The organism is Streptomyces sp. NPDC055239 (genome assembly GCF_053606205.1).
In genome coordinates, this window is sequence record NZ_JBSGRD010000002.1 from 243539 (window position 1) to 265704 (window position 22166).

Here is a 22166-nt window from a genome sequence, read left to right on the forward strand (position 1 = left end):
TGCAATGGCCATCGGTCGGGTCGATTACGATCCTGAACCATGAGCACGTCAGACCAGACAGAGGCAGGCGACACGCCGGGCTTCACGCCGCGCTTCACCCCGCGCCAGGCCCGGCGCATACGGATCGCCGCGGCCTCGGTGCTTATGGCAGCGGCGGCCGTGGTGCTCGCCGTACGCATGGCGAGCCGGTCGTCCGTCCTGGTCGTGGGGGTGTACGGGCTGCTGCTCGTCCTCTGCGGCCTGGTGATCGAACTCAGCAGGCGCGGAAGGACCAGGCTCGGCAGCTATCTCCTCGCCGCAGGCCTGGTGGCGGCCCTCGTCATGGACTGGGTGGTGCTTGCCTGACCGCAGAACGTGCAAGAAGCCCCTCGCTCGCGCGAGGGGCTTCTCACTGTCTGTGCGCCGTCAGGGACTCGAACCCCGGACCCGCTGATTAAGAGTCAGCTGCTCTAACCAACTGAGCTAACGGCGCCTGGTGACAAGAAAATAATACCTGGTCCCGGAGGGTGCTCAGGACCGTGCCCAGACCGGCGCCCGGGACCGCTGACCTGCGCCCCTAGATCGCCAGCGAGAGCAGCACCGGCGCCGCCCCGCGATTGAGCGTCTCGGCCGCCTCCCGCAGCCGGTGCGCGTGCTCCACCGGCAGGGAGAGGGCCAGGCAGCCGACGGCGGAGCCCGCGGTGATGGGGACGGCGGCGCAGACCGTGCCGACCGCGTACTCCTGGAGGTCGAGGACCGGGACCGTCGCGGGCTGGGCGGCGAGGCGGTTCAGAAGGACTCGTTCGTTCGTGATCGTCCGCGAGGTGAGGCGGGCCATCTTGTGGCGGGAGAGGTGATCCCTGCGCCCGTTCAGGTCCAGCTGGGTCAGCAGGCTCTTGCCGACCGCGCTGGCGTGCGCGGAGGAGCGGAAGTCCACCCACTCGTTGACCGCCGGGGTGGCGGGCCCTTCGGCGCAGTCGGTGATCTTGACTTCGCCGTCTTCGTACCGGCTGATGTAGACGGCCGCGCCGATCGAGTCGCGCAGGCCGTCGAGCGTCACCTGGAGCTTCTCCCGCAACACCTGGTCGCGACGCTGGGCGGCGCCTAGGTGGGTGAGGGAGGGGCCTGTGATGTACGCGCCGTCGGCATTCTGTTCGACGTACGCCTCGCGGCGCAGCATGCGGAGCAGAGTGGTGAGCCGGGGTGCGGGCAGCTTGGTCTGCCGGGCGAGCTCGGCGTCGGTCACGCCGGTGTCGTGCCGGGCGACGATCTCGAGCACTCGCAGAGCGTTCTGCACCGAGTGCTGCGGCGTGGTCGGCTCGTGTTTCAGCGCCACGACTTCCCCCTGCGTGGAACGGTTCCGGACAGTTGGGCTCCGTCCACGATAGCCGCCAAGAGGTCAACATGGAGCGGTTGTTGGCGAGATTCATGCCCCATCTCGGCCCTGTCAGCAGCGACGCGCCACTCTGGCATATGCCAGAGTCATGCCCCCGGATTGAAGTCGGGAGAAAACCTACTCTCGCGTAGCGGTTCGGCCAGGACTGGGTCTCGTGAAAAACGAGGCGGGACCGTGGCCTGACGCCACGGTCCCGCCTCGAACTGATCTTCCCCGCCGCTTACAGCACCGCGGAGAGGAACTCCCTGGTCCGCTCGTGCTCCGGCTCCGTGAAGATCTTCTCCGGTGTCCCGGATTCGATGACCCGGCCCGAGTCGAACATCAGGACCTGGTCCGAGATGTCCCGGGCGAAGTTCATCTCGTGGGTCACACAGAGCATCGTGATGTCCGTGGTGTGTGCGATGTCTCTGAGGACGTCGAGGACGCCGGCCACCAGCTCGGGGTCCAGCGCGGACGTGACCTCGTCAAGGAGCAGCACCTGCGGGCGCATCGCGAGGGCGCGCGCGATCGCGACGCGCTGCTGCTGACCGCCGGAGAGCTGGGTCGGGTACTTGTCGATGTGCTCGGTGAGCCCGACCAGGTCGAGCAGCTCGCGGGCACGCTGCTCCGCCTCGTCCTTGGAGAGGCCGAGCACCTGGACCGGCGCCTCGGTGATGTTGCGCAGGACCTTCATGTTCGGGAAGAGGTTGAACTGCTGGAAGACCATCCCGATGTTCTTGCGGACCTCGCGTATGTACTTCTCGCTCGCCGGCACGAGCTTGCCGTTCTTGCTCTCGTGCGTGAGGTACTCGCCGCCGACCTTGATCGTGCCCTCCTCGGGCTTCATCAAGGTCATCAGGAGCCGCAGGATCGTCGTCTTGCCCGATCCGGATGGCCCGATCAGCGTGACGTGTTTGCCGGACGCGACGGAGAAGTCGAGTTCGTCGAGGACGACATGGCTGCCGAAGCGCTTGGTGACCTTGTCGAAGCGGATCAGCTCGCTGCCGTCCACCGTGGGATTGACGGTTTCGTTGGTGGTGCTGCTGTCAGCGGACAAGGCGACGCTCCAGGACTCGGAGAAGGACGGAAGCCGGGTAGGCAATGAGGATGAAGGCGATACCGACGATGCTGATCGCCTCGTAGGTGAAGGTCGTCTGGGTGAATCCCTTGGCCTCGCCCAGCATGTCCAGGGCGCCGATGGCGGCGATCTGCGGGGAGTCCTTGAGCATGGACACCACGTAGTTGCCGAGGGCGGGGATCACGCGGCGGATGGCCTGCGGCAGGATGATCGCGGTCCAGGTGCGGCGCTTGGGCAGGCTGAGCGCCGTGGCCGCCTCCCACTGGCCGACGGGAACGCCTTCGATGCCCGCTCGGTAGACCTCGGCGGTGTACGTCGAGTAGTGCAGGCCGAGGCCGACGATGCCCGTGGTGAGCGGGGACATCGTGGGGCCGAACTCGGGGACCACGGTGAACAGGAAGAACAGCTGCACCAGCAGCGGAGTGTTCCTGATGAACTCGGTGACGGCCGTCACCGGCCAGCGGATCCACGCCTGGTCGGAGCGCTGTGCGATCGCCCAGACCAAGCCGAGGGAGAACGCGATCAGGGTGCCCCAGGCGAGAGCCTGGAGGGTGACCAGCAGTCCGTCCCAGAAGTGCGGCATGAAGTCTTCGACATTGGACCAGTCCCACTTCACTTGGCACCCCCGGTACCGGTCACGGCGTCGATCGACGACTTGGAGCGCAGCCCGCTGAAGAGGCCGAGCTTCTCGGGCGCCAGGCCGACCCTCGTCTTCGCGTGCCGCTCAAGGAGCCGCATCCCGCGCGTCAGGATGAAGGCGAGGATGAAGTAGACCACCAGCAGCACGGTGTAGACCGGAGCGCTCTCGGCGGTGACGAGCCGCCACAGGTTGCCCGCGAAGGTCATGTCGGCCACCGAGATGAGCGTGACGAGAGAAGTGCCCTTGAGCAGCTCGATCAACAGGTTGTTGAACGGAGGCAGCATCTCGGGCCAGGCCTGCGGGAGCTCGATCTTCCACAGACGCTGTGCCTTGGTGAAGTTCAGCGCGACCCCCGCCTCGCGCTGCGCGACCGGCACGGCGGCAAGGGCGCCACGCACGATCTCTGAGCCGTACGCTCCGTACGTGATCCCGAGGGCCAGCACACCGGCGGCCATCGGCAGGAAGCTGTAGCCGAACAGCATCGGCACCGTGAAGGCCATCCAGAACATGAAGACCAGGGCCGACGTGCCGCGGAAGATCTCGAAGTAGGTCCCGGACAGGAAACGCACGATCCAGAGCGGCGACGTACGCAGCACACCGATCGGGAAGGCGATCACGAAGGCCAGGGCCGCGCTGTAGACCGTGATCTGCACGGTGATCCAGAGACCGGGAAGGAACCACGCCGTGATGAAGTCCGCCGTCATCATCAGGAGGCTCCCTTCACCGGCGGGCACAGATCGTCGAGCGTCAGATCGGTCATCTCGTCCTTGGTGAAGCCGAACTTGCCGACGACCCGCAGCAGTTCGCCGCTCTTCTTCATCTTGTGCAGCTCTTTGTTGAAGGCGTCACGGAGGTTCTTCTCGGAGAGCCGGAAGGCGAATCCGCCCGCGCCGTAGGCGGGCTTGCCGCCCACCTTCGGCTGGAAGGCCTCGGTCACCTCGGCGCGCTTGCTGCCCTTCACCACGTCACGGGTGGTGATGGCGGTGCCCGCGAAGGCGTCGACCCGGCCCTGCTCCACCGCGGCGAGGCCCGCCACGGGGTCCGGCAGGATGAGGATGTCCTTCACTCCCGCGTCCTCCGCGTAGGCGATCTCCGCGTACGCGGTGCCGCTGGCCAGTTTGAGCTTCTTCTTGACGATGTCCTCGTACCGCTTGATCCCGTGCGGATTGCCCTTCTTCACGATGAAGGCATCGAGCATCAGGTAGTCGGGGTCGGAGAACAGCACGCGCGCGCAGCGGTCCGGGTTGATGTACATCCCCGCGGACACGACATCGAACTGCTGCGCCTGGGTGAGCCCCGGTATCAGCGCGCCGAACTCGGTCGGTACGGCCGTCACATGCGGCACACCGAGCCTCGGGAAGATCACCTTGGCGATTTCCGGCGCCTCGCCGGTGACCTCGCCCTGCTTGTCGATATAGCCGAACGGGAGTTCTCCCGCAACGCCGATCCTCACGGTCCCCTTGTCGCGGAGCCGACTCAGCAGATCCCCGCCCTCAACTTTGCCCTCCTCCGGGACCTTGACGCACCCCGCAGCCCCCATAGCTCCGAGCGCCGCTGCTCCTGCGAGCAGGGAGCGGCGGCGAAGCCTGCTGCCTGTGAATCCCTCGTTGTTCTCATGTGGTGGAGCCATGGGCGCGCGGCTACCCGACTCGAAGCAAAATATGCGGGCCAATTTCGGCCCCTGATGCAATCGTTGTGGTCTTGACCCAGGGAGGAGCATGGGACACATGGCAGACCGATTCATCGAAGTCTCCCTCGCCAAGCGGGGAGTTCAGTGCACGGCAAAGCTGCTCGACGACCGGGCCCCTGTGACCTGCGCGGCGGTGTGGGAGGCGCTTCCGCTCAGCGAGGACGTCTATCACGCGAAGTACGCCCGCAATGAGATCTACGCCCTCTTTCCGGCTTTCGCGGACCGCGAGCCGCCCTTGGAGAATCCGACAGTCACCCCCATTCCCGGCGACCTCTGCTATTTCTCCTTCAACGGGACACAGCTGGGCACGCAGTCCTACGGGTACGAACCGGCCGCGGACGTCAAGGCGGGCGCCACGGTCGTGGACCTCGCCCTCTTCTACGAGCGCAACAACCTGCTGCTCAACGGGGACGTCGGCTGGGTCCCCGGCATCGTCTGGGGGCAGGTCGTCGACGGCCTCGACCGGATGGCCGAGGCCTGCAACGACCTGTGGCGCGGTGGCGCGCAGGGCGAGACGCTGAACTTCCGCAGAGCGTAGAGCCCGCCCGTAGCGGCAGGCGGTAGTCAGCCAACGGCGGGCGGCGCGATCTCCGCGCTGCCCGCTTCGTACAGCGCGTGCGCGGCCCGCAGGACGAGCGCGTCGGCGTGCCGCGCCCCCACGATCTGCACCCCGATGGGCAGCCCGTCGCGGTCCACCCCGCAGGGAACGGTCGCGGCCGGCTGCTGCGTCATGTTGAAGGGGTACGTGAACGGAGTCCATCCCGTCCACCGACGATGGCCTGAACCCTTCGGAACCTCCGCCCCCGCCTCGAAAGCGGTGATCGGCAACGTCGGAGTGATCAGGAGGTCGTACGTCTCATGGAAGCGGCCCATGCGACGGCCGAGCTCCATGCGTACGTCAACTGCAGCGAGGTAGTCGAGCGCACTTGACCGGGCGCCCTGCGCACAGATCTCCTGCAGCCCCGCGTCGAGCAGCTTCCGCCGGGCGGCCGGCAGGTGCTGGACCACCCGCGCCGCGCCGCTGAACCACAGGGTGTGGAAGGCCTCCACCGGGTCCGTGAAGTCCGGGTCGGCCTCCTCGACGTACGCCCCCTGCGCCGCGAGGGACTCCACCGCCTGCCGCACCGCGGCGGCGACCGCGGGCCGCACCGCCACCTGGTTGCCCAGCGAGGGCGAATAGGCGATGCGCAGACCGCGTACGCCTCCTTCGATACCCGCGCGGAAGCTGCCCTCCACAGGACCCAGCTGTGACCAGTCGCGCCAGTCCGGGCCGCTGATGACATCCATCAGGAGCGCCGCGTCCGCCGCGTCCCGCGTCATCGGGCCCACGTGCGCCAGCGTGCCGAACGCGGACGCGGGATACAGCGGCACACGGCCGTACGTCGGCTTCAGCGCGAAGATGCCGCAGAAGGAGCCCGGGATCCGCACCGAGCCGCCGCCGTCCGTGCCAAGGGACACCGGCGCCGCGCCGAGCGCCACGGCCGCCGCGCCGCCGCCGCTCGAACCGCCTGCGGTGCGCGAGGGGTCGTACGGATTGCGCGTGATCCCGCTCTGCGGACTGTCCGTGACGCCCTTCCAGCCGAACTCGGGCGTCGTCGTCTTGCCGATGAACACCGCGCCGTGCTCGCGCAGCCGCGCCACCGACGGCGCGTCCTCGTCCCAGGCCCCCGCCGCACTCACGGTCTTCGAGCCCCGCAGCGTCGGCCCGCCGCGCTGCAACAGGATGTCCTTGACCGAGACCGGCACCCCGTCCACAAGCCCCTGCGGCTCACCGCGCCGCCACCGCTCCGTACTCGCCTCGGCCTGGGCGAGTGCCTCGTCGGAGTCGATGCGCACGAACGCGTTCACCGTCGGCTGCACGTCCTGCGCCCTGCGCAGTGCGGCCCGTGTCGCGTCCACCGGACTGAATTCGCCCTTGGAATAGGCGTCGACGAGTTGTACCGCGGTGAGATCCGTGAGCTCGGTCATGCACGCTCCTCAGGGGGAGGGAAGTGGCCCGGAAATGATCAGTGCCCGCATCAGTGCCCGCACGCCCGGGGAATGATCAATTCCCCGGTACATACCCACGTTTCTTGTCGACCACGTTGGACAGGGGCCGACCGGCCGCCCACTCCTCGTACAACTCGACGAACTGCGCGCCCAGTTCATCGCGCCAGCCGACCACGTCGCCGCTCATGTGCGGGGACACGAGAAGTCCCGGCGCCGTCCACAGGGGGCTGTCGTCCGGCAGGGGCTCGTGCTCGAAGACGTCGAGCGCCGCCCCCGCGATCCAACGCTTCGACAGTGCGGCCGCGAGAGCGTCCTCCACGACGAGCGCGCCGCGCCCGATGTTGATGAAGCGCGCCGACGGCTGCATCATGCCGAAGCGCCGCTCGTCGAACATGCCGCGCGTGTCGTCCGTGAGCGGCGCCGCGCAGATCACCCAGTCGGCCCTCGCCATGAGCCGATCGAGTTCGTCGGGGCCGTGGACGCCGTTCCGCGCGCTGCGCCCCACGAGGGCGGTGATGATCCCGAGCCCCTTCAGCATGCGGACGATGGCGTGTCCGATCGGGCCCGAGCCCACGACACACGCGCGCGTGCGGGCAATTCGCTGGGTCTCGCGGTGCTGCCAGGTGCGCTCGTCCTGGAGCTTCAGGGTGCGCGGCAGATCCTTGGCCATGGCCAGGACGAGAGCGGCCACGTACTCGGCGATGGGCTGGTCGAAGACGCCGCGGGCGTTGGTGACCAGCGTGTCGGACTCGGCGAGTTCGGGGCACATCAGGCGGTCCACGCCCGCGCTCGCGGTGTGCACCCAGCGGGGCCTGGGCCCCTCGCCGGGCCAGGCCTGACGCACCGCGTCCGAGAGGAAGTTCCACACCAACAGCACGTCGGCGTGCGGGAGTTGGTCCGCCAGGCTGTCCGCGTCCGCGTGCAGGATCCGGGCGCGCCCTGTGAGGCTGCCGAGGCGGGGCGGCGGGGCGGGGGACGGGGCGTCAAGGACCAGAACGGTTGTATCGGACATCGGATCAGAGGTCGATTCGGACATCGGGGAGAAACCGTTTCGCAATGAGAGTCCGCTTCCCTGAGTTTTGTGTCGGCCAGAGCCGTCTGAGATGCGCGGATTGACCACGCTCGCACCTGAAACTACCTTCGTCAACAGAGGTGCTCTATCACAAGCACCCCACGACTGAGTACGCTCCGTGCGAGGTCGTAGCACACTCTGTAGCGCTTTCTTCGCGCCTTTTGCCCCATCCCGACGTCCCGGCGCGTCGCCGGTTCCGCATCATCTCCCGGCCCCCGGCCGGTCCCTCAAATGCACGCACGCACGAACTTGGGGCCTGCTCATGGACGTCTCCTTCCTTGGCGGACCACACCCTCAACGCGGTGTAGGTGTCGTCGCACCCTTCGATTTCGCACTCGATCGGGAGCTCTGGCGCTGGGTGCCGGACGAGGTCTCCCTCCACCTGACACGAACTCCGTACGTGCCCGTCGAGGTGAGCCTCGACCTGGCACGGCTCGTCAGCGAGCACGAAACGCTCGCCGAGGCGGTGCGTGCTCTGAGCGCCGCCGAACCCGAAGTCCTGGCCTATGCCTGCACGTCGGGCAGCTTCGTCGGCGGCATCGCGGGCGAGCGCGCGATGTGTGAGGCCATGAACCGCGAAGGCGCGGTTTCCGCCGTCACCACATCGGGCGCGCTGCTCGAGGCGCTCGACGATCTGGGCGCGCGGCGCATCGCGCTCGTCACGCCCTACACCTGGTCCGTGACCCAGTCCCTGGAGCACTACCTGGCCGAATCGGGTGTGTCCGTGACCGGGCGCGCCTACCTGGGCCTGACCAGGCACATCTGGAAAGTGCCCTACAAGGACGTGGCCGAGATGGCGCGCAGGGCGGTGCTCGGCGGCGCCGACGCGCTGTTCATCAGCTGCACCAACCTGGCGACGTACGACGTCATCCCGCAGCTGGAAGCAGAGCTGCGGATGCCGGTGATCTCAGCGAACCAGGTGACCATGTGGTCCGCCCTGCGTCGGCTGGGTACCCATGCCGTAGGGCCGTACCAGGCGCTGATCAATCCGAGTGCCAGGCCGGGCGCGGGCCCGGTCGCGGGGCCGGGCGAGCTGCCCGGCGTGGTGCCGGTCGATCCGCCCCAGGGCCTGCCCGAAGGACCACCACCGCTGCCTTGAAGGAGGCTGGAAGTGACGGCACTTGGATTCCTCTATCCGGGTCACTCGGCTGAGGACGACTACCCCCGTATGGAGCAGATGCTGGGGAGCGATGTCCGGCTGCAGGTTGTCCACACCGACATCGGCGAGGACGCGCACCGGGTCGACGCGCTCCTGGAGATGGGATCGACGGCACGGCTCGCCGCCGGGGTCGAGGAGCTGCGCATGTCGGGCGCGGAGGCGGTGGTGTGGGCCTGCACCAGCGCGAGCTTCGTCTTCGGCTGGGAGGGCGCGCACGACCAGGTCCGCGCCCTGGCCAGGGCGGCGGGCCTGCCGGCGTCCAGCACGTCCTTCGCGTTCGCCCACGCGGCACGTGAGGTGGGCGCGGGCAGGGTCGCGGTCGCGGCGACCTATCCGGAGGACGTGGCCGCGCTCTTCGCCACGTTCCTGAAGGCGTCCGGCACGGAGGTCGTCTCGACGCGGGGCAGCGGCATCATCACGGCGGCGGAGGTGGGCACGTGGGGCTGGGAGGAGGTCAGGGCCATGGCCCGCGCGGGCGACCATCCCGACGCCGACGCGGTCCTGCTCCCCGACACGGCACTGCACACGGCGGCGTACGTCCAGGAGCTTGAGCGGGACCTCGGCAAACCGGTCCTGACGGCGAACCAGGTGACGGTCTGGGAGGCCCTGCGCCTGTCCACGCGCAGGGTGAACGCGCCGTCACTGGGCGCACTGTTCACCAAGGAGCCGGTGGTGCAGGTGAGGGAGTAGCCGGGCGCCCGCCCGCAGCGCGGGACGCCCCCGATCCCCGGGAATAAAACGGAGCCACCCTCCTGTTGCCCCCTGCGGAGCAAGAAGACCCGCAAAAGTACGCGCAGCAGGAGGCAGGCCCCCGTGACAGTGGACCCGAGCGACGACATCCGCGGCGACCGGCACGGCACCGCGCCGGTCCCGCTCTCCGTACTGGACCTGGTGACCGTGGGAGCGGGCCGGACAGCCACCGACGCCCTGCGCAAGAGCGTGGAGATCGCCAAGCTGGCCGAGGGCCGCGGCTACCACCGCTACTGGGTGGCCGAGCACCACTCCATGCCGGGCGTGGCCTCCTCGTCCCCGGCGGTCATCCTCGCCCACCTGGCCGCCCACACGGACCGCATCCGCCTGGGCTCGGGCGGCGTCATGCTGCCCAACCACGCCCCCCTCGTCATCGCGGAGCAGTTCGGCACCCTGGAGGCGATGGCCCCGGGCCGCGTCGACCTGGGCCTTGGCCGCGCCCCGGGCACGGACGGCGCGACCGCCGCCGCCCTGCGCAGGACGGACCGCCTGAACGAAGGCGCCGACGACTTCCCGCAGCAGCTCGCCGAGCTGACCCGCTTCCTGGACGACGATTTCCCCGACGGTCACCCGTACGGCCGTATCCACGCCGTCCCCGGTCCCGTCCAGGCCACCTCGCCCGGCGGCGTCCAGTCATCGCACCGCCCGCCCCTGTGGCTGCTGGGCTCGTCCGGTTTCAGCGCCCGCCTTGCCGGAGTCCTCGGACTGCCCTTCGCCTTCGCGCACCACTTCTCCGCGCAGAACACGATCCCGGCGCTCGACCTCTACCGGGAGTCGTTCAAGCCGTCCGCGGTCCTCGACGAGCCGTACGCCCTCATCGGCGTATCGGCGCTCGCGACCGACGAGGAGGGCGAGGCCCGGCGCCAGGTGCTCGCCGCGGCCCTGAACATGGTCCGCCTCAGGACCGGGAAGCCGGGGCTCGTCCCGACTCCTGAGGAGGCGGAGGCGTACGAATTCAGCGAGATGGAGCGGGAGTTCGTCAACAGCTGGAACTCCAACGTCATCTACGGCACCGCCGACCAGGTCCGCACCGGCCTCGACGACCTCGCCAAGCGCACGGGCGCCGACGAGCTGATGATCACGGCCAACGCGCACAGCGGCGAAGTGCGGCTGCGTTCGTACGAGTTGATCGCGGACGCGTACGGCCTGCCGGGCGCGTAGCCGTCACGCCCAGCTCTCACTCGCAATCCTCAACCGGCGGCGAGCAGCGCGGAGATACGATCCGGCGCCACCGGGCGGGAGTACAGCCACCCCTGCCCGGTGTCGCACCCGATCCGCCGCAACCGCGCCGCCTGTGACGTGGTCTCCACGCACTCCGCGGTGACCGTGAGCCCGAGCCGGTGCGCGAGTTGCACCAACGCCTCGACGATGACCTCGTCGGCGGGGTTGATGTGCGCCTCGCCCGCCTCCGCGTCGTACTGGAACCCGCGTACGAACGAGCCGTCCAGCTTCAGGACGGACACCGGAAGCCTGCTCAGGTACGCGAGGTTCGAGTACCCCGTGCCGAAGTCGTCGATGGCGATCCGCACCCCCATGTCGCTGAGCGACTGAAGGGCTTGCAGCGGGCGGCCCGCCGAGCCCATCACCGCCGACTCGGTGAGCTCGAGCTGGAGCAGCTCCGGGGCGAGGCCCGTCTCGGCGAGGATCTCCGCGACATCGGTGACCAGGTCCGAGTCCCACACCTGCCGCACCGCGACGTTGACGCTCATGAAGACCGGCGGCCGCTCCGGGTGGTCCAGCTGCCACTGCCGGGCCTGGCGGCACGCCGTGCGAAGGACCCAGCGGCCCAGCTGCACGATCGAACCGTCCTCCTCGGCAAGGCCGATGAACCGATTCGGCGTGAGAAGCCCGAACTGCGGATGCTGCCACCGCACCAGCGCCTCGACCCCGCGCACCCCGCCGTCCTCCAGACGCACCAACGGCTGGTAGTCGAGGACGAATTCACCCCGGTCGACGGCCGGACGCAGTGAACTCGACAGCGTCTGGCGTGTCATGCGGTGGGCGTTGCGCTCGGGGTCGAAGAGCGTCCAGCGGGCCTTGCCGTCCGACTTCGCCCAGTAGAGCGTCGTGTCGGCGGCCTGCATCAGACACGTCGTCGTGGTCCCGGCGGCGCGCCGCTCCACGACGCCGATCGACGCCGAGACGGAGAGCCGCTGGCCCGACAGGTCGAAGGGCTCCTGCAGTGCCTTGAGCGCCGCGTCGGCGAGGTCGGCCAGCTGGTCCGTGCCCGTCGAGTCCTCCACGAGCAGCGCGAACTCGTCGCCGCCGAGCCGCGCCACCAGGGGCGCCGTCGCTCGGCCGTGGGCGGCCTCGTCGGCGCAGCGCGTGAGCCGCTCCGCGACTGCCGCGAGCAGCCGGTCGCCGACCCGGTGGCCGAGAGTGTCGTTGACCGCCTTGAACCCGTCGAGGTCCAGATAGCAGAGGCCGATACGGCCGGTTCCCGTGTCGTCGTACGCACCCGCTTCGAGGGCGACGGCAAGGCGTTCGAAGAACAGGCTGCGGTTGGCCAGCCGGGTCACCGGGTCGTGCATCTGCAGATGCCTCAGCCGGTCCTGGAGCTCGCGGCGCGCGCTGATGTCGGTGGCGGCGAGCAGCACCGTACGACCGCCGGGCATCGGCGAGACGGTGATCTGGACCCACAGCGAGTGCCCGTCGGGATGTTTCAGACGCCGGGTGCAGCGCAGCTTCGCCTGGCGCCCGCGCAGCACCTCGCGGTACGCGTGCCAGACGCGGGTGTCCGACGCCAGGTCCACCAGATCGGCTGCGAGGCGCCCCGCGAGATCGTCCGGGGCCGCTCCGAGCAGTTCGGCGAGCGCGTCGTTGGCGTCGATGACGAGGCCGTCGCCGTCCACGACGCCGAGGGCGAGAGGGGCGGCAGCGAACGCGGCTCGGTGATCGGGTTGCTGCCCCGGATGGCGACGCTCCGTAGTGGGCGCCTCGGCGAGTTCGGGTGCTGTGACCGCTGTGACAGCTGTGGGCGCTTGGCCTTCAGACGTTCCGTTCACCACTTGCCCCCTCAGTGCAGTTGTTCGGCGAGGCCGGGCCCGCGCAGGAAGGTGTGCCGATCATAGGGGCTGGCCCGACGGCGCTTCCAGCCGCAGCGCGGTACCGCGTGGCGGTCGCGGTCGGCATAGGACAGGCGCATGCCCGGCGTGAGTTTGGCGCCCCGACCGGTGGCAGATCGTTTCTGCTCACCCCGGTACCGCTTCCCTTGCGCCTCAATCTGCTCGGCGACCACTTGTGACGTTCGGTGAACACCCGGCGGGTCGTCGACCACCCGATCGGGTCAGATAAACAGGGCATATGTAAATAAAGCGTCACAAAATGGGTGGGATGCCCCGTAATCCCTGCCCGGAGGTGGACGTGCCGCGTCAGCTACCCCGCTGGGGACTCACCCGTGGAGGGGAGAGATCCCGGCTGCACAGCACGGCCGCCGCCCTCACGTCCTTGACCGCGCTCGCCGCCACGGGGCTCGTCGCGGGCCCCGCCATCGCCCAGACCTCGGCGGTGCCCTGCGCACTCCAGCGCACAGCGGCGCATCACTCGGAGGGCCTGGACACCTGGAACACCGCCTATACGCGCCCGAACCGGACCCTGGACGCGGCGATGGTCTTCCTCTCCTTCCCCGACTCCCCGCCCCGGAGCACCCCCGAGGACCTGGCGGGCGACTACTTCCCCGCCACCAGCCAGTTCTTCGACCGCGCCTCCTACGGCAAGTTCACGCTGCGCCCGCACCCCCAGCGCCAGTGGGTCGAGATGCCGGACTACTCCACCTCGTACGCCATACAGCGCGACTGGAACCCGGCCCGGCGCAGCGCCTATCTGCGGGACGCGGTGGCCGCGGCCGATCCGCACGTCGACTTCTCGCGGTACGACGTCGTCTACTTCGTCGCCGACCCGGACGCGCCCGGTGTCGACTCCGACGCTACGAAGGTCGTCAACTTCGATCGGCCGATGCGTGCCGACGGAGTGGACATCAGGCGCATCGTCACGGTCTTCGAGCGGCATCCGCCGGACCGCAACGTCCTCGCCCACGAGACCGGCCACGTCTTCGACCTGCCCGACCTCTACCACCGGCCGACCGACGGCAAGGGCGACTGGGACACGCACGTCGGCGACTGGGACGTCATGGGCAGCCAGTTCGGGCTCGCGCCCGACCTCTTCGGCTGGCACAAGTGGAAGCTCGGCTGGCTGGACCAGCGGCAGGTCGTGTGTGTGGAGGGCGGGGCGCGGCGGCTGACCCTGGAGCCGCTCGCGGCACGGCCCGCGCGCGGGGGCGTCGGCGGCACCAGGCTGGCGGTCGTCCGCACCGGCCTCGACAGTGCGATCGCCATCGAGGCGCGCGGCGCGGTGGGCAACGACCGGGCGACGTGCAGGGAGGGGGTGCTCGCCTACCGCGTACGCAACGAGGCGCCCTCCGGGGGCGGACCTGTCGAGGTCGTCGACGCCCACCCGGGCTCGGACGCGTGCTGGGGCGACTCGGTGTATCCGCCGCTCGCGGACGCGCCGGTGGGTGCGGGGGAGAGCTTCACGGTGCCGGGCGACGACGTACGCATCGAGGTCGAGGGCCGGACGGCCACGGGGGCGTGGACGGTGAAGGTGTCGGCGGACTGAGCCGGGCTTTCTCCGGTGCCGCCGCCGGTGCCGGTTCCGGTTCCGGTTCTGGGCATGAAAGAAGCCCCCCGCTTGCGCGAGGGGCTTCATTCTGTCTGTGCGCCGTCAGGGACTCGAACCCCGGACCCGCTGATTAAGAGTCAGCTGCTCTAACCAACTGAGCTAACGGCGCCTGCTGACGTCGTAGACCTTAGCACCCTGATCGCCGCCAGGAAAAATCGAAATCCGGACCGCTGAACCGGCCGCCGCACGGGCCGCGCGGACACAGGCCCAGAGCGCCACCTCGGGTCCCGGAAGCCAGGGATGCCGGGCGTCGGGGGCCACCAGCCAGCGCGATTCGAGGTGCCCTTCGAGGCGGCCTGGCAGCAGTGTCTCCCGGTCGTCGTCCACGGCGATCGGCGGCACCGTCACCGCGTCCCCCGTGCCGTGGCAGAGGACGCCGGGCACGGCGCGGCCCCACTCCTCCCACTCCAGGAGCGAGGGCAGCCGCTGGGCGGTGCCGGGGGCGGCGAAGAGGAGCATGCGGCCGCGGTGCGCCGCGACGGGGCCGGATCCTGGGCCTTCCTCCCACAGGCAGTCGAGCATCCGGCGGCCGAAGACCGCCGGGACGCTCACCACGTCGAAGACGGAGCCGCAGGGGAGGACGGCGGGGGCGGTGGGCCGGCTGCGCCAGTGGATGAGGGCGCTGCGCGGATACGTTTCCGCGGAGGCGAGCCAGGCGGCTCCCTCGGTGGTGACGTCGGAGCTGTTCTGGACGCCGGCGGGGGCAGGGCCGGGGTGGAGACGTGTACTGCTCATGGCGAATAGATCTACCGGGGGCCGACGTTCCGATTCTGAGAGTTGCCAGAAACCAGGACACCAGGATGTGGGGAGGAGTACCTTGCCCTCCGCGGCATATGCCCCGTGATCTTTTGGGGGCGCGCGAGGGGGCTGTAGGGAGGCCTGCGGAGGTCTCTGCGGGGGGTCGAGGTGTGGTTACGGGGGTCTTCTGCGAGGGTCCGCGATAAGGCTGCGAGGGTCTCTGTGAGAGGTCCGCGGTAAGGCTTGCGGTGGTCTCTGCGAGGGGGCCGCGAGAGTCCGCGCGGGGCTTGGCCGGGTTTCTCGCGAAGGGCCCCTGGCGGGTGTTTCGCAGGGCCCTCGCACTCCCAGTCCTCGCGTCCCTCAGGCCTCCCGCCTTGTCGGGTCCTCAGGCCTCCCGCCCCGGCGGACCCTCAGGCCTCCGGCCCCGGCAGCTCCTCAAGCCTCCCACCCCGGCAGCTCCTCAAGCCTCCCACCCCGGCAGGCCCTCAGGCCTCCGGGCCGCCGCCGCCCGCACCGGCACCGCGCAGCAGATCCCGGCCGAACTCGACCATCTTCTTCGCGTAGTCCTCGGTCCACTGCGCGCGCTCGGCGATCACGGCGGGCGTGAGGCGGTCGAAGCGTCGGGGGTCGGCGAGCTGCGCGGCCGCGATCGCCTGGAACTCGACCGCCCGGTCCGTCGCGGCCCGGAAGGCGTGGGTCAGCTCTGTGGCCCGGGACAGCAGCTCCTGCGGGTCCTCCATCGACTCCAGGTCGAAGAAGTGCTCCGGGTCGGCGACGGCTTCCGCGGGCTCGAAGAGCAGGGGCGCGGGGCGCATGCGCTGCTCGGTCCGGGACCGGTCGGGCTCCGCCATGGTTCTTCCTCCTCGTACGGTTCTCGGCCGTGGGGGGCCGTCTTCCATTCTCCCCTGCTGCGCAAGGGGGCCCTGTGCCCAGGGCTGCGGGGGCTGTGGGTGCTGCGGGCCTAAGGCCGCCAGGCCACGCGGTGTTCGGACCACTGCGCCCACGTCGACATCATTGCTTCCCAGCCGTCCGGGAACTTCACCGTCACGCCCAGCTGGACCGGTTCCGTCGAAGGGTGGTCGTCGAGCAGTTCGCTGACGCCCGCGCGGCAGACCACGATGCAGGCGTGCCGGTGGCGGGACGCGAGGACACAGAGGCGGCCCGTCTCCAGATGGAACGCGGTGGCGTCCGGGCGCCCCGAGAGCGGGTGAAGGACCACCGTCACATCGAACTCGCGGCCCTGGAGCCGGTTGGCGGTGTCCACCGTGACGTCCGTGACGCCCAGCGCCGCGAGGGACGCGCGCACCGCCGCCGCCTGGTCGCGGTGGGCGGTGCCGACGGCGATGCGGTCGGCCGTCAGGGGAGTGGGGTCCGGGTCGCGCTCCGACGTGGCGGCGCCGCCACGGTCCAGGAGACGCCGGACGACCTGGGCCACCGCGCGCACGGCCTCGGGGTCGGTCCGCGGTGTGTTCCGCGCGGGCAGTTCGAGCAGGCCCCAGCCCGACTCCGCCGCCTCGTCGATCACCCGGTCAGGACCCGAACCGTCCGACGGAACGCCGAAGCCGAGCGTCCTGTCGCCGTGGTCCGTGCCGCTGCGGAAGGGGGTGTACGGATAGAACGCGGCGGAGACCAGCGGGGCCGCCGACGCGGGGAGCCGCCAGGACACCGGCAGGCGGTGCTGGGGCAGTTCGGGGTTGTGCGCGAGCAGCGTCGTCACGGCGCTGGCCGAAGGGTCGTACGCCAGGCCCGCCCACTGTTCGGCGCCCACGATCGAGAACGGGTCGAGCTGGCCGGGATCGCCCACGAACAGGGCCCGCTCGAAGAGCCCGGCGACGGCGAGCAGCGCGTCCGAGCGCATTTGATACGCCTCGTCGACGATGGCGTGCCCCCAGGGCGCGTCGAGCTTGGCGACCTCGACGTGCGCCCACTTCGCGGCGGTCGACACGACGACGTCGAGTCCGGCGAGGTCGCCGACCTTCGTGGACGTACGGACGAAGGGCAGATCGTCCAGGGCCTTGTCGTACGCGTCCGGGTCGCTGCTGTGCAGACGGCCGACCGGCAGCTCGGGGTCCTTCTCGGCGAGCCGCAGGACCAGGTCGTCGACCTGGGCGTTCGTCTGCGCGATCACCATCAACGGGCGTCCGGCCGCCGCCAGTTCGCGGGCCGCCCTGACGACGAGGGTCGACTTGCCCGCGCCGGGCGGCGAGTCGACGACGACACCGCGGTGCGTGCCGTGCAGCGTGTCGTGCAGGATCGCGTCCGTGGCGCGGGTGGCCGCCGCGCCGGGGTCGAAGGAGGCGCGGTCGGCGGAGGCACTGTTGAAGGAGGCGCTGTCGAAGGGGGCGGTGGGACTCACAGGGTGTCCTCCGGCGTCACGGGGTCGGGGCGCTCGGCGGCTTCGCCCGGCGGGCCGCCGTGGGTCCAGGGAGTCTCGTCGGGTTCGGGGAGCTTGGGGCCGCCGCGCTGCTCGTGCTCGAAGAGCGTCCAGCAGATCCGGTCGCCCTTCTCCGGCACGGATCCTGGCTCGGGCTCCTTGCCGCGGCCCATCTTGTCGGTGACGCGGAGGATGACAGTGCCCGCACCTTCGTGGGCGACGAACTCGGCCGTCTGCGGTTTGCCCAGCAGCGAGCGGTACACTTTCGCGCGCTCGGCCAGGTGCGGGTGGTCGTCCGTGCGGACCGTGACCAGGGGGCGCGGCCTTGGACTCTTGCTCTCGCTGTACGCCATGACCACCTCGGTCACCTCGCCCGCGAACGCCTCGCCCGCGAGCCGGCGGCCCGCCATCACCAGGGGGTCGTCGAGTGCTTCCTGGGCATCGAGCCTGGACTGCTCGCGCTCGCGCGCGGCGAGCTTGTTCGCCGCCGTCACCGCGTCGTCGATGCGGGGCTGCGGGGGTTCGCCGGCCGTCACGCGGTCCCGGTGGCCGGTGAACGACCAGCGGTCGCGGGTCCAGCGGTCGGCGGCGTGCGGGGCCTCGGGGAGCGTGCAGAGCGCGTCGAGGCCCCGCCACACCGCGTCCCAGGTGGGGCGGGTCCTGCTCTCGATCAGGGAGCGGATCTCCCGCTCGGCCGCGGCCAGTTCGGCGAGGCGGGTGTCCGCCTCGATGCCGTCCTCGGCTGCGGCGAGGGTGCCGCGCGCGCGGTCGTAGCGCTCGATGGCCGGGGCGAGGAGGCGGTTGTCGAACGCCGGGTCGGTGGCGGGGCCCGCGGGCGGGCAGAGCAGCTGGCCGTCCTTGTCCCGCGCCAGCTCGGCGCGGAGTGCGGCGTCGGCCCCGGAGGTGCCTTCCGGGGCCTCGATCCAGGCGAGCAGGGCGCCCAGGTGCTGGTCCTCGATGCTCGACTGGCCGGTGGCCCAGTGCCGGGAGAGCAGTTCGGTCATGGCGACGAGGAGGGAGGAGCCGGGGACGCGGGCCCGCTCTCCGAAGTGGGTCAGCCAGCGGCCGAGCAGAGGGGCGCGGGGCGGGGCGGGATACGGGGTCTCCGGGTCCTGCTCGGCGGTGCGGCGAAAGCGGGTGGAACGGCCGATGAGCCGTACGAAGTCGATGCCGGCGCGGCTCGGGACGATCAGCTGCGGTGCGTCCGCGCAGAGTTCGACCTCCACCTTGACGCGCTTGCCGGTCTCCGGGTCCTTCTCGCTGCGTTCCGCCGCTTCGACGTCGTCCGCGAAGGTGTCGACGTACTCCAGGACGGTGTCCGCGAGTTGGGCGAGGAAGGTGAAGCGGAGGTCGCGGTCGCGCGGCTGGGGGACGAGGAGCACGCGGGGCGATGTCCGCTCGGTCCCGACGAGCGCACCGAGCGGGGCGCCCGCCTCGCCGGCGGTGATGAGGGGGACGAGGACGAGGGGGCGCTGGGAGAGGTGCCGGTGCCGTGCCGTCGCTCTCGGCTGAGCACGGCCGGTGCTCACCGCTTCCAGGCGGGCCAGGTTGTCGATCAGTGACACGGTCGGGGGGCCTCCATCGTCTGCGGGCCGTACGTGGTTGCCCCGCCGCTTCGCGGCGGGATTTCCCCACCCGCCCACCGGTTCACCCGGCACCAGCCGTTCACGAAGTGCCCCCGCCGGCCAACGCCTCTTCCCGCAGCGCCGCAGCCCTCCGCAGCGCCGCCACCGTCGGGTCAGCCGCGTCGCCCGATGTGCCGTTCGCCGCGGAGAGGACCCCCGTCACCGTCGTCAGGCCGCCCAGTTCGCCCCGCAGCGCGCGGCCCAGGGCCGTCACCGCGTCCTGTTCGCGGGAGCGTTCGCGGCAGTGGAAGGCCAGTTCGCAGGCGGCCAGGCACTCGGGGGCGTAGGTCGCGGGGACCGATTCGACCGCTGCCGTCAGGTCGGCCGCGGGGCGGGTCACGTCGAAGGTGGTGCCCTCAGGGAGCGCCGCCGCGATGTCCTCGATGCGGGTCAGGCGCGCCAACTGGCGCCTGGTCACCGAGATTTGTTTGCGCACGTCGATCGCCGACGCCGTCGGGAGGTTCGAGAAGTCCTTGGGGCAGACCAGGAGCACGTGGTGCCGGACCTGGGGCGCGGGCTCCATGCGGGCCGCCACCCGCTCGAGCGCCAGTGCGTACACCGCGGACTGGCGCGCCGCCGCGCCCACCTTCGCCGCGTCCGCCGAGCCGTCGATCATCGGGAAGGACTTGATCTCGACGACCGTCCAGGTGCCGTCGGGGTGGATCACCACCGCGTCCGGTTCGAGGAAGGCGGGTGTTCCGGCGACGTCCAGGGCCAGCATGGGGTGGTCAAGGAGGGTCCAGCCCTCCGTCGAGGTCGCCTCGCGCAGCGCGAGCGAGGTGCGGGCCGCGCGGCCTTCGGGGCCCACCGCGGCCAGGTCCGGGACGGACGATTCGCCCGGCACCGGCTCTGGACCGCCCCCGAGCCTGCCGTGCACCAGGCGCAGCAGCTCCGCGCCGCCGTCCGCCTTGACCTTCGCCTCGAAGGCATTGCCCCGCATGAACGCGAACTGCGACTGCCCGAAGGGAGCGGGGGAGCCGAGCGACTGCGCGAGGGTCGCCTTGTCCACGCCCGCGCCGTCGAGCAGCGCGCGCCTGTTGCACCCCGGATTCGCGGCGAGAGCCGCGAGGGCGCGTGCGTCGAGCGGCTGAGCGGGGACGTCAGGACCGCGCAGCTCAGCGAGACGCTGTCGCAGCGCTGTCCCCCGCGTCGGCGGATCGGGCACTCGACTCGGCGTGTGGCTCGGCGGGCCGCTGACGCGGCCGGGGAATTCGCTCACCTGTCGAAGTCTGGCACTCGGCACTGACAATTGAGGACTCTGGGGCGGACGAGGCCGAAGACGAGCCCGCGACGGACGCCGCGTTCGATCCGGCCACCACCCCCGACGACGGACGCGCGACCGCCAGCGGCAGCCGCACCCTGGCCTTCACCCGGTCCGCGAGCCGCAGCACGGGCCGTACGAGAAGCAGGCCGACGCCCATCACCACGGCGCCCGCGACCGCGTCGAGGAAGTAGTGGTTCGCGGTGCCCATCACGACGATCGTGGTGATCAGCGGATAGCCCACCGCCGCGACCTTGGCCAGCGGCGAACGCCCGTGGCGCCACAGCATCACACCGCACCACAGCGCCCAGCCCACGTGCAGACTCGGCATCGCCGCGTACTGGTTGGTCATGCCGCCGAGCCCGCGCGGCGCACTCGCCTCGCCGCCCCACCAGCCGTAGTCGCTGTACTGCGCCATGGTGTCGACGAAGCCGTGGCCCGCGCTCAGCAGGCGGGGCGGGCAGGTCGGCAGGAGCGTGAAGCCGACCAGGCCGATCAGGGTTGAGGTCATCAGCCACGCGCGTGCGGCACGGAACTGGACCGCGTGGCTGCGGAAGACCCAGACGAGGATCAGGGGCGTCACCACATAGTGCAGCGACGCGTACCAGAAGTCGGCGGGGACGCCTATCCAGGCATGCTCGGTGAAGAGACGGTTCAGGGGGCTCTCGGCGTTGAGGCGCAGGAACTTCTCCACGCGGAGGATGCCCACGCCATGGTCGACGGCGGTGGACACGTCGCCGCGCGCCAGTAGCCGTCCGGCCGAGTAGAGGGCATACACCACCAGAATCAGCGGCAGCTCCGTCCACCAACGAAGCCGAAGCCCACCGGTGCCCCCGGTGCCCGGTGTGTCCCTCTGCGGCATCCGGTCGTTCCCCCATCCGTTCTTGGTCATGCGGTGTTCGCCGCCGCCTCACCTTACGGCGTGGGCGACAGCGCCCTGAGGCGGTCCCCGGTGGTCTTAGACGCTGAGATCGACGAGCGGGTTGCTCCTTGTGGGCACGGAAGATCGCGTGGTGGGCGCGGATGATCGCGACATCGCGCGTGAGTGATGATGGAGGGTACGGACAGCTGTCTGTCCGCGGAAATCGCTCTATGACAGCTGATGGTCTCCACCGATGGCTGTCGGCTCGGAAAGGCTCGACATGGCACCGCGCATCCTGCTGGCCCGGCACGGACAGACCGAGTGGTCGCTGTCCGGAAAGCACACCGGCAGGACGGACATCCCGCTCCTCGAAGAGGGCCGCGACGGCGCGAAACTCCTGGGTGATCGCCTGCGCCAAGCCCCCTTCGACGGCCTCCCGGACGTCGAGGTGCGCACGAGCCCCCTCTCCCGCGCGCGGGAGACCTGCGAGATCGCGGGCTTCGGGGACCGCGCCACCGTCTGGGACACGCTCATGGAGTGGGACTACGGCTCCTACGAGGGAATGACGCCGGCCGAGATCCAGGACGTGCGCCCCGGCTGGTTCATCTGGCGCGACGGCGTCCCCGGTGGCGAGACCCTGGAACAGGTCACCGCCCGCGCGGACGAGGTGGTGGACTGGGCGCGCGGCGCGGACCGCGATGTCCTGGTCTTCGCGCACGGGCACATCCTGCGGTCCATCGGCGCACGCTGGCTGGGCCTCGGCATCGAATTCGCCGCCCGCATCCGCCTCAACCCGACCTCGATCTCCACCCTCGGCTGGGCCTACGGCGAACCGGCCGTCGAGTCGTGGAACGACACGGGGCACCTGTCGCAGTAGTAGCAGTACTAACTGCCTGT

Annotated in this window: 21 protein-coding genes, 2 tRNA genes and 1 pseudogene; 7 read left to right on the forward strand and 17 right to left on the reverse strand. The window is 70.4% G+C overall.

From position 1 onward, the window contains the following. Nucleotides 1-39: 39 nt before the first annotated feature. Nucleotides 40-345 (forward strand): hypothetical protein, encoded by a 306-nt coding sequence (locus ACWFRJ_RS07340; protein WP_389908211.1) that lies wholly within the window; start codon nucleotides 40-42, stop codon nucleotides 343-345. Nucleotides 346-398: 53 nt separating this feature from the next. Here the strand turns inward: ACWFRJ_RS07340 and ACWFRJ_RS07345 are convergent. The 6 genes from ACWFRJ_RS07345 to ehuB all read right to left on the reverse strand — a co-directional run bounded on the left by ACWFRJ_RS07345 (nucleotide 399) and on the right by ehuB (nucleotide 4702). After that, nucleotides 399-472 (reverse strand) — tRNA-Lys (locus tag ACWFRJ_RS07345). A gap of 84 nt (nucleotides 473-556) precedes the next feature. Beyond that, complete coding sequence (locus ACWFRJ_RS07350; RefSeq protein WP_453525312.1) at nucleotides 557-1315, reverse strand: IclR family transcriptional regulator; 759 nt, start codon at nucleotides 1313-1315, stop codon at nucleotides 557-559. 280 nt (nucleotides 1316-1595) lie between these two features. Then, nucleotides 1596-2366, reverse strand: a complete 771-nt coding sequence (gene ehuA, locus ACWFRJ_RS07355) for an ectoine/hydroxyectoine ABC transporter ATP-binding protein EhuA (RefSeq protein WP_453527095.1) — start codon at nucleotides 2364-2366, stop codon at nucleotides 1596-1598. Between the two features lie 34 nt (nucleotides 2367-2400). Then, the gene (ehuD, locus tag ACWFRJ_RS07360; RefSeq protein WP_453525314.1) at nucleotides 2401-3048 is read right to left on the reverse strand and encodes an ectoine/hydroxyectoine ABC transporter permease subunit EhuD; all 648 of its coding nucleotides are present in this window, start codon (nucleotides 3046-3048) and stop codon (nucleotides 2401-2403) included. Continuing rightward, entirely contained in the window at nucleotides 3045-3779 is a 735-nt protein-coding gene (ehuC, locus tag ACWFRJ_RS07365; RefSeq protein WP_453525316.1) for an ectoine/hydroxyectoine ABC transporter permease subunit EhuC, read from the reverse strand. Before ehuC ends, ehuD begins: the two co-directional genes overlap by 4 nt. Next, nucleotides 3779-4702, reverse strand: a complete 924-nt coding sequence (ehuB, locus tag ACWFRJ_RS07370) for an ectoine/hydroxyectoine ABC transporter substrate-binding protein EhuB (protein ID WP_453525318.1) — start codon at nucleotides 4700-4702, stop codon at nucleotides 3779-3781. Before ehuB ends, ehuC begins: the two co-directional genes overlap by 1 nt. A gap of 97 nt (nucleotides 4703-4799) precedes the next feature. On the opposite strand from ehuB, the gene ACWFRJ_RS07375 reads away from it, so the two are divergent. Beyond that, a complete protein-coding gene (locus ACWFRJ_RS07375; RefSeq protein ID WP_383280216.1) occupies nucleotides 4800-5300 on the forward strand; it encodes a DUF3830 family protein in 501 nt (166 codons plus the stop codon). A gap of 26 nt (nucleotides 5301-5326) precedes the next feature. Here the strand turns inward: ACWFRJ_RS07375 and ACWFRJ_RS07380 are convergent, their stop codons facing one another. Continuing rightward, nucleotides 5327-6730 carry an amidase gene (locus ACWFRJ_RS07380; protein ID WP_453525320.1) on the reverse strand — a complete coding sequence of 468 codons (1404 nt, stop codon included), beginning with the start codon at nucleotides 6728-6730 and terminating at the stop codon, nucleotides 5327-5329. A 76-nt stretch (nucleotides 6731-6806) separates the two neighbouring features. After that, nucleotides 6807-7763 carry a D-2-hydroxyacid dehydrogenase gene (locus ACWFRJ_RS07385; protein ID WP_453525322.1) on the reverse strand — a complete coding sequence of 319 codons (957 nt, stop codon included), beginning with the start codon at nucleotides 7761-7763 and terminating at the stop codon, nucleotides 6807-6809. Between the two features lie 322 nt (nucleotides 7764-8085). Between ACWFRJ_RS07385 and ACWFRJ_RS07390 the strand changes: the two genes are divergently transcribed. From ACWFRJ_RS07390 to ACWFRJ_RS07400, 3 genes are all read left to right on the forward strand, one after another. Further along, nucleotides 8086-8922 (forward strand): maleate cis-trans isomerase family protein, encoded by an 837-nt coding sequence (locus ACWFRJ_RS07390; protein ID WP_453525324.1) that lies wholly within the window; start codon nucleotides 8086-8088, stop codon nucleotides 8920-8922. 12 nt (nucleotides 8923-8934) lie between these two features. Continuing rightward, the gene (locus ACWFRJ_RS07395; RefSeq protein ID WP_453525326.1) at nucleotides 8935-9672 is read left to right on the forward strand and encodes a maleate cis-trans isomerase family protein; all 738 of its coding nucleotides are present in this window, start codon (nucleotides 8935-8937) and stop codon (nucleotides 9670-9672) included. Nucleotides 9673-9795: 123 nt separating this feature from the next. Beyond that, on the forward strand, nucleotides 9796-10893 hold the full coding sequence (locus tag ACWFRJ_RS07400; protein ID WP_453525328.1) for an LLM class flavin-dependent oxidoreductase: 1098 nt from the start codon (nucleotides 9796-9798) through the stop codon (nucleotides 10891-10893). A gap of 29 nt (nucleotides 10894-10922) precedes the next feature. Here the strand turns inward: ACWFRJ_RS07400 and ACWFRJ_RS07405 are convergent, their stop codons facing one another. Together ACWFRJ_RS07405 and ACWFRJ_RS07410 are read right to left on the reverse strand one after the other, a co-directional pair. Continuing rightward, the gene (locus tag ACWFRJ_RS07405; protein ID WP_453525330.1) at nucleotides 10923-12737 is read right to left on the reverse strand and encodes a putative bifunctional diguanylate cyclase/phosphodiesterase; all 1815 of its coding nucleotides are present in this window, start codon (nucleotides 12735-12737) and stop codon (nucleotides 10923-10925) included. An 11-nt stretch (nucleotides 12738-12748) separates the two neighbouring features. After that, the gene (locus ACWFRJ_RS07410) at nucleotides 12749-12877 is read right to left on the reverse strand and encodes a hypothetical protein (RefSeq protein WP_453525332.1); all 129 of its coding nucleotides are present in this window, start codon (nucleotides 12875-12877) and stop codon (nucleotides 12749-12751) included. Nucleotides 12878-13065: 188 nt separating this feature from the next. Between ACWFRJ_RS07410 and ACWFRJ_RS07415 the strand changes: the two genes are divergently transcribed. Continuing rightward, nucleotides 13066-14346, forward strand: coding sequence for a M6 family metalloprotease domain-containing protein (locus ACWFRJ_RS07415; RefSeq protein ID WP_453525334.1), 1281 nt, complete (start codon nucleotides 13066-13068; stop codon nucleotides 14344-14346). A gap of 98 nt (nucleotides 14347-14444) precedes the next feature. Here ACWFRJ_RS07415 and ACWFRJ_RS07420 read toward each other — a convergent pair. From ACWFRJ_RS07420 to ACWFRJ_RS07450, 7 genes and pseudogenes are all read right to left on the reverse strand, one after another. Continuing rightward, a tRNA-Lys gene (locus ACWFRJ_RS07420) sits at nucleotides 14445-14518 on the reverse strand. Next, a pseudogene (locus ACWFRJ_RS07425) lies at nucleotides 14509-15183 on the reverse strand (bifunctional DNA primase/polymerase); the annotation flags it as partial. The pseudogene ACWFRJ_RS07425 and the gene ACWFRJ_RS07420, both read right to left, overlap by 10 nt. Before the next feature lie 449 nt (nucleotides 15184-15632). After that, the gene (locus ACWFRJ_RS07430) at nucleotides 15633-15998 is read right to left on the reverse strand and encodes a hypothetical protein (protein WP_453525336.1); all 366 of its coding nucleotides are present in this window, start codon (nucleotides 15996-15998) and stop codon (nucleotides 15633-15635) included. Between the two features lie 110 nt (nucleotides 15999-16108). After that, nucleotides 16109-17503, reverse strand: coding sequence for an AAA domain-containing protein (locus ACWFRJ_RS07435; protein ID WP_453525338.1), 1395 nt, complete (start codon nucleotides 17501-17503; stop codon nucleotides 16109-16111). After that, nucleotides 17500-19086: a hypothetical protein gene (locus ACWFRJ_RS07440; protein WP_453525340.1), complete on the reverse strand. Its 1587-nt coding sequence runs from the start codon at nucleotides 19084-19086 to the stop codon at nucleotides 17500-17502. Before ACWFRJ_RS07440 ends, ACWFRJ_RS07435 begins: the two co-directional genes overlap by 4 nt. A 100-nt stretch (nucleotides 19087-19186) precedes the next feature. Continuing rightward, complete coding sequence (locus ACWFRJ_RS07445; RefSeq protein WP_453527098.1) at nucleotides 19187-20311, reverse strand: hypothetical protein; 1125 nt, start codon at nucleotides 20309-20311, stop codon at nucleotides 19187-19189. Beyond that, entirely contained in the window at nucleotides 20262-21269 is a 1008-nt protein-coding gene (locus ACWFRJ_RS07450; protein ID WP_453527101.1) for a phosphatase PAP2 family protein, read from the reverse strand. Before ACWFRJ_RS07450 ends, ACWFRJ_RS07445 begins: the two co-directional genes overlap by 50 nt. A 280-nt stretch (nucleotides 21270-21549) precedes the next feature. Here ACWFRJ_RS07450 and ACWFRJ_RS07455 point away from each other — a divergent pair, with 280 nt between their 5' ends. Next, on the forward strand, nucleotides 21550-22146 hold the full coding sequence (locus ACWFRJ_RS07455; protein ID WP_453525342.1) for a histidine phosphatase family protein: 597 nt from the start codon (nucleotides 21550-21552) through the stop codon (nucleotides 22144-22146). Nucleotides 22147-22166: the final 20 nt, after the last annotated feature.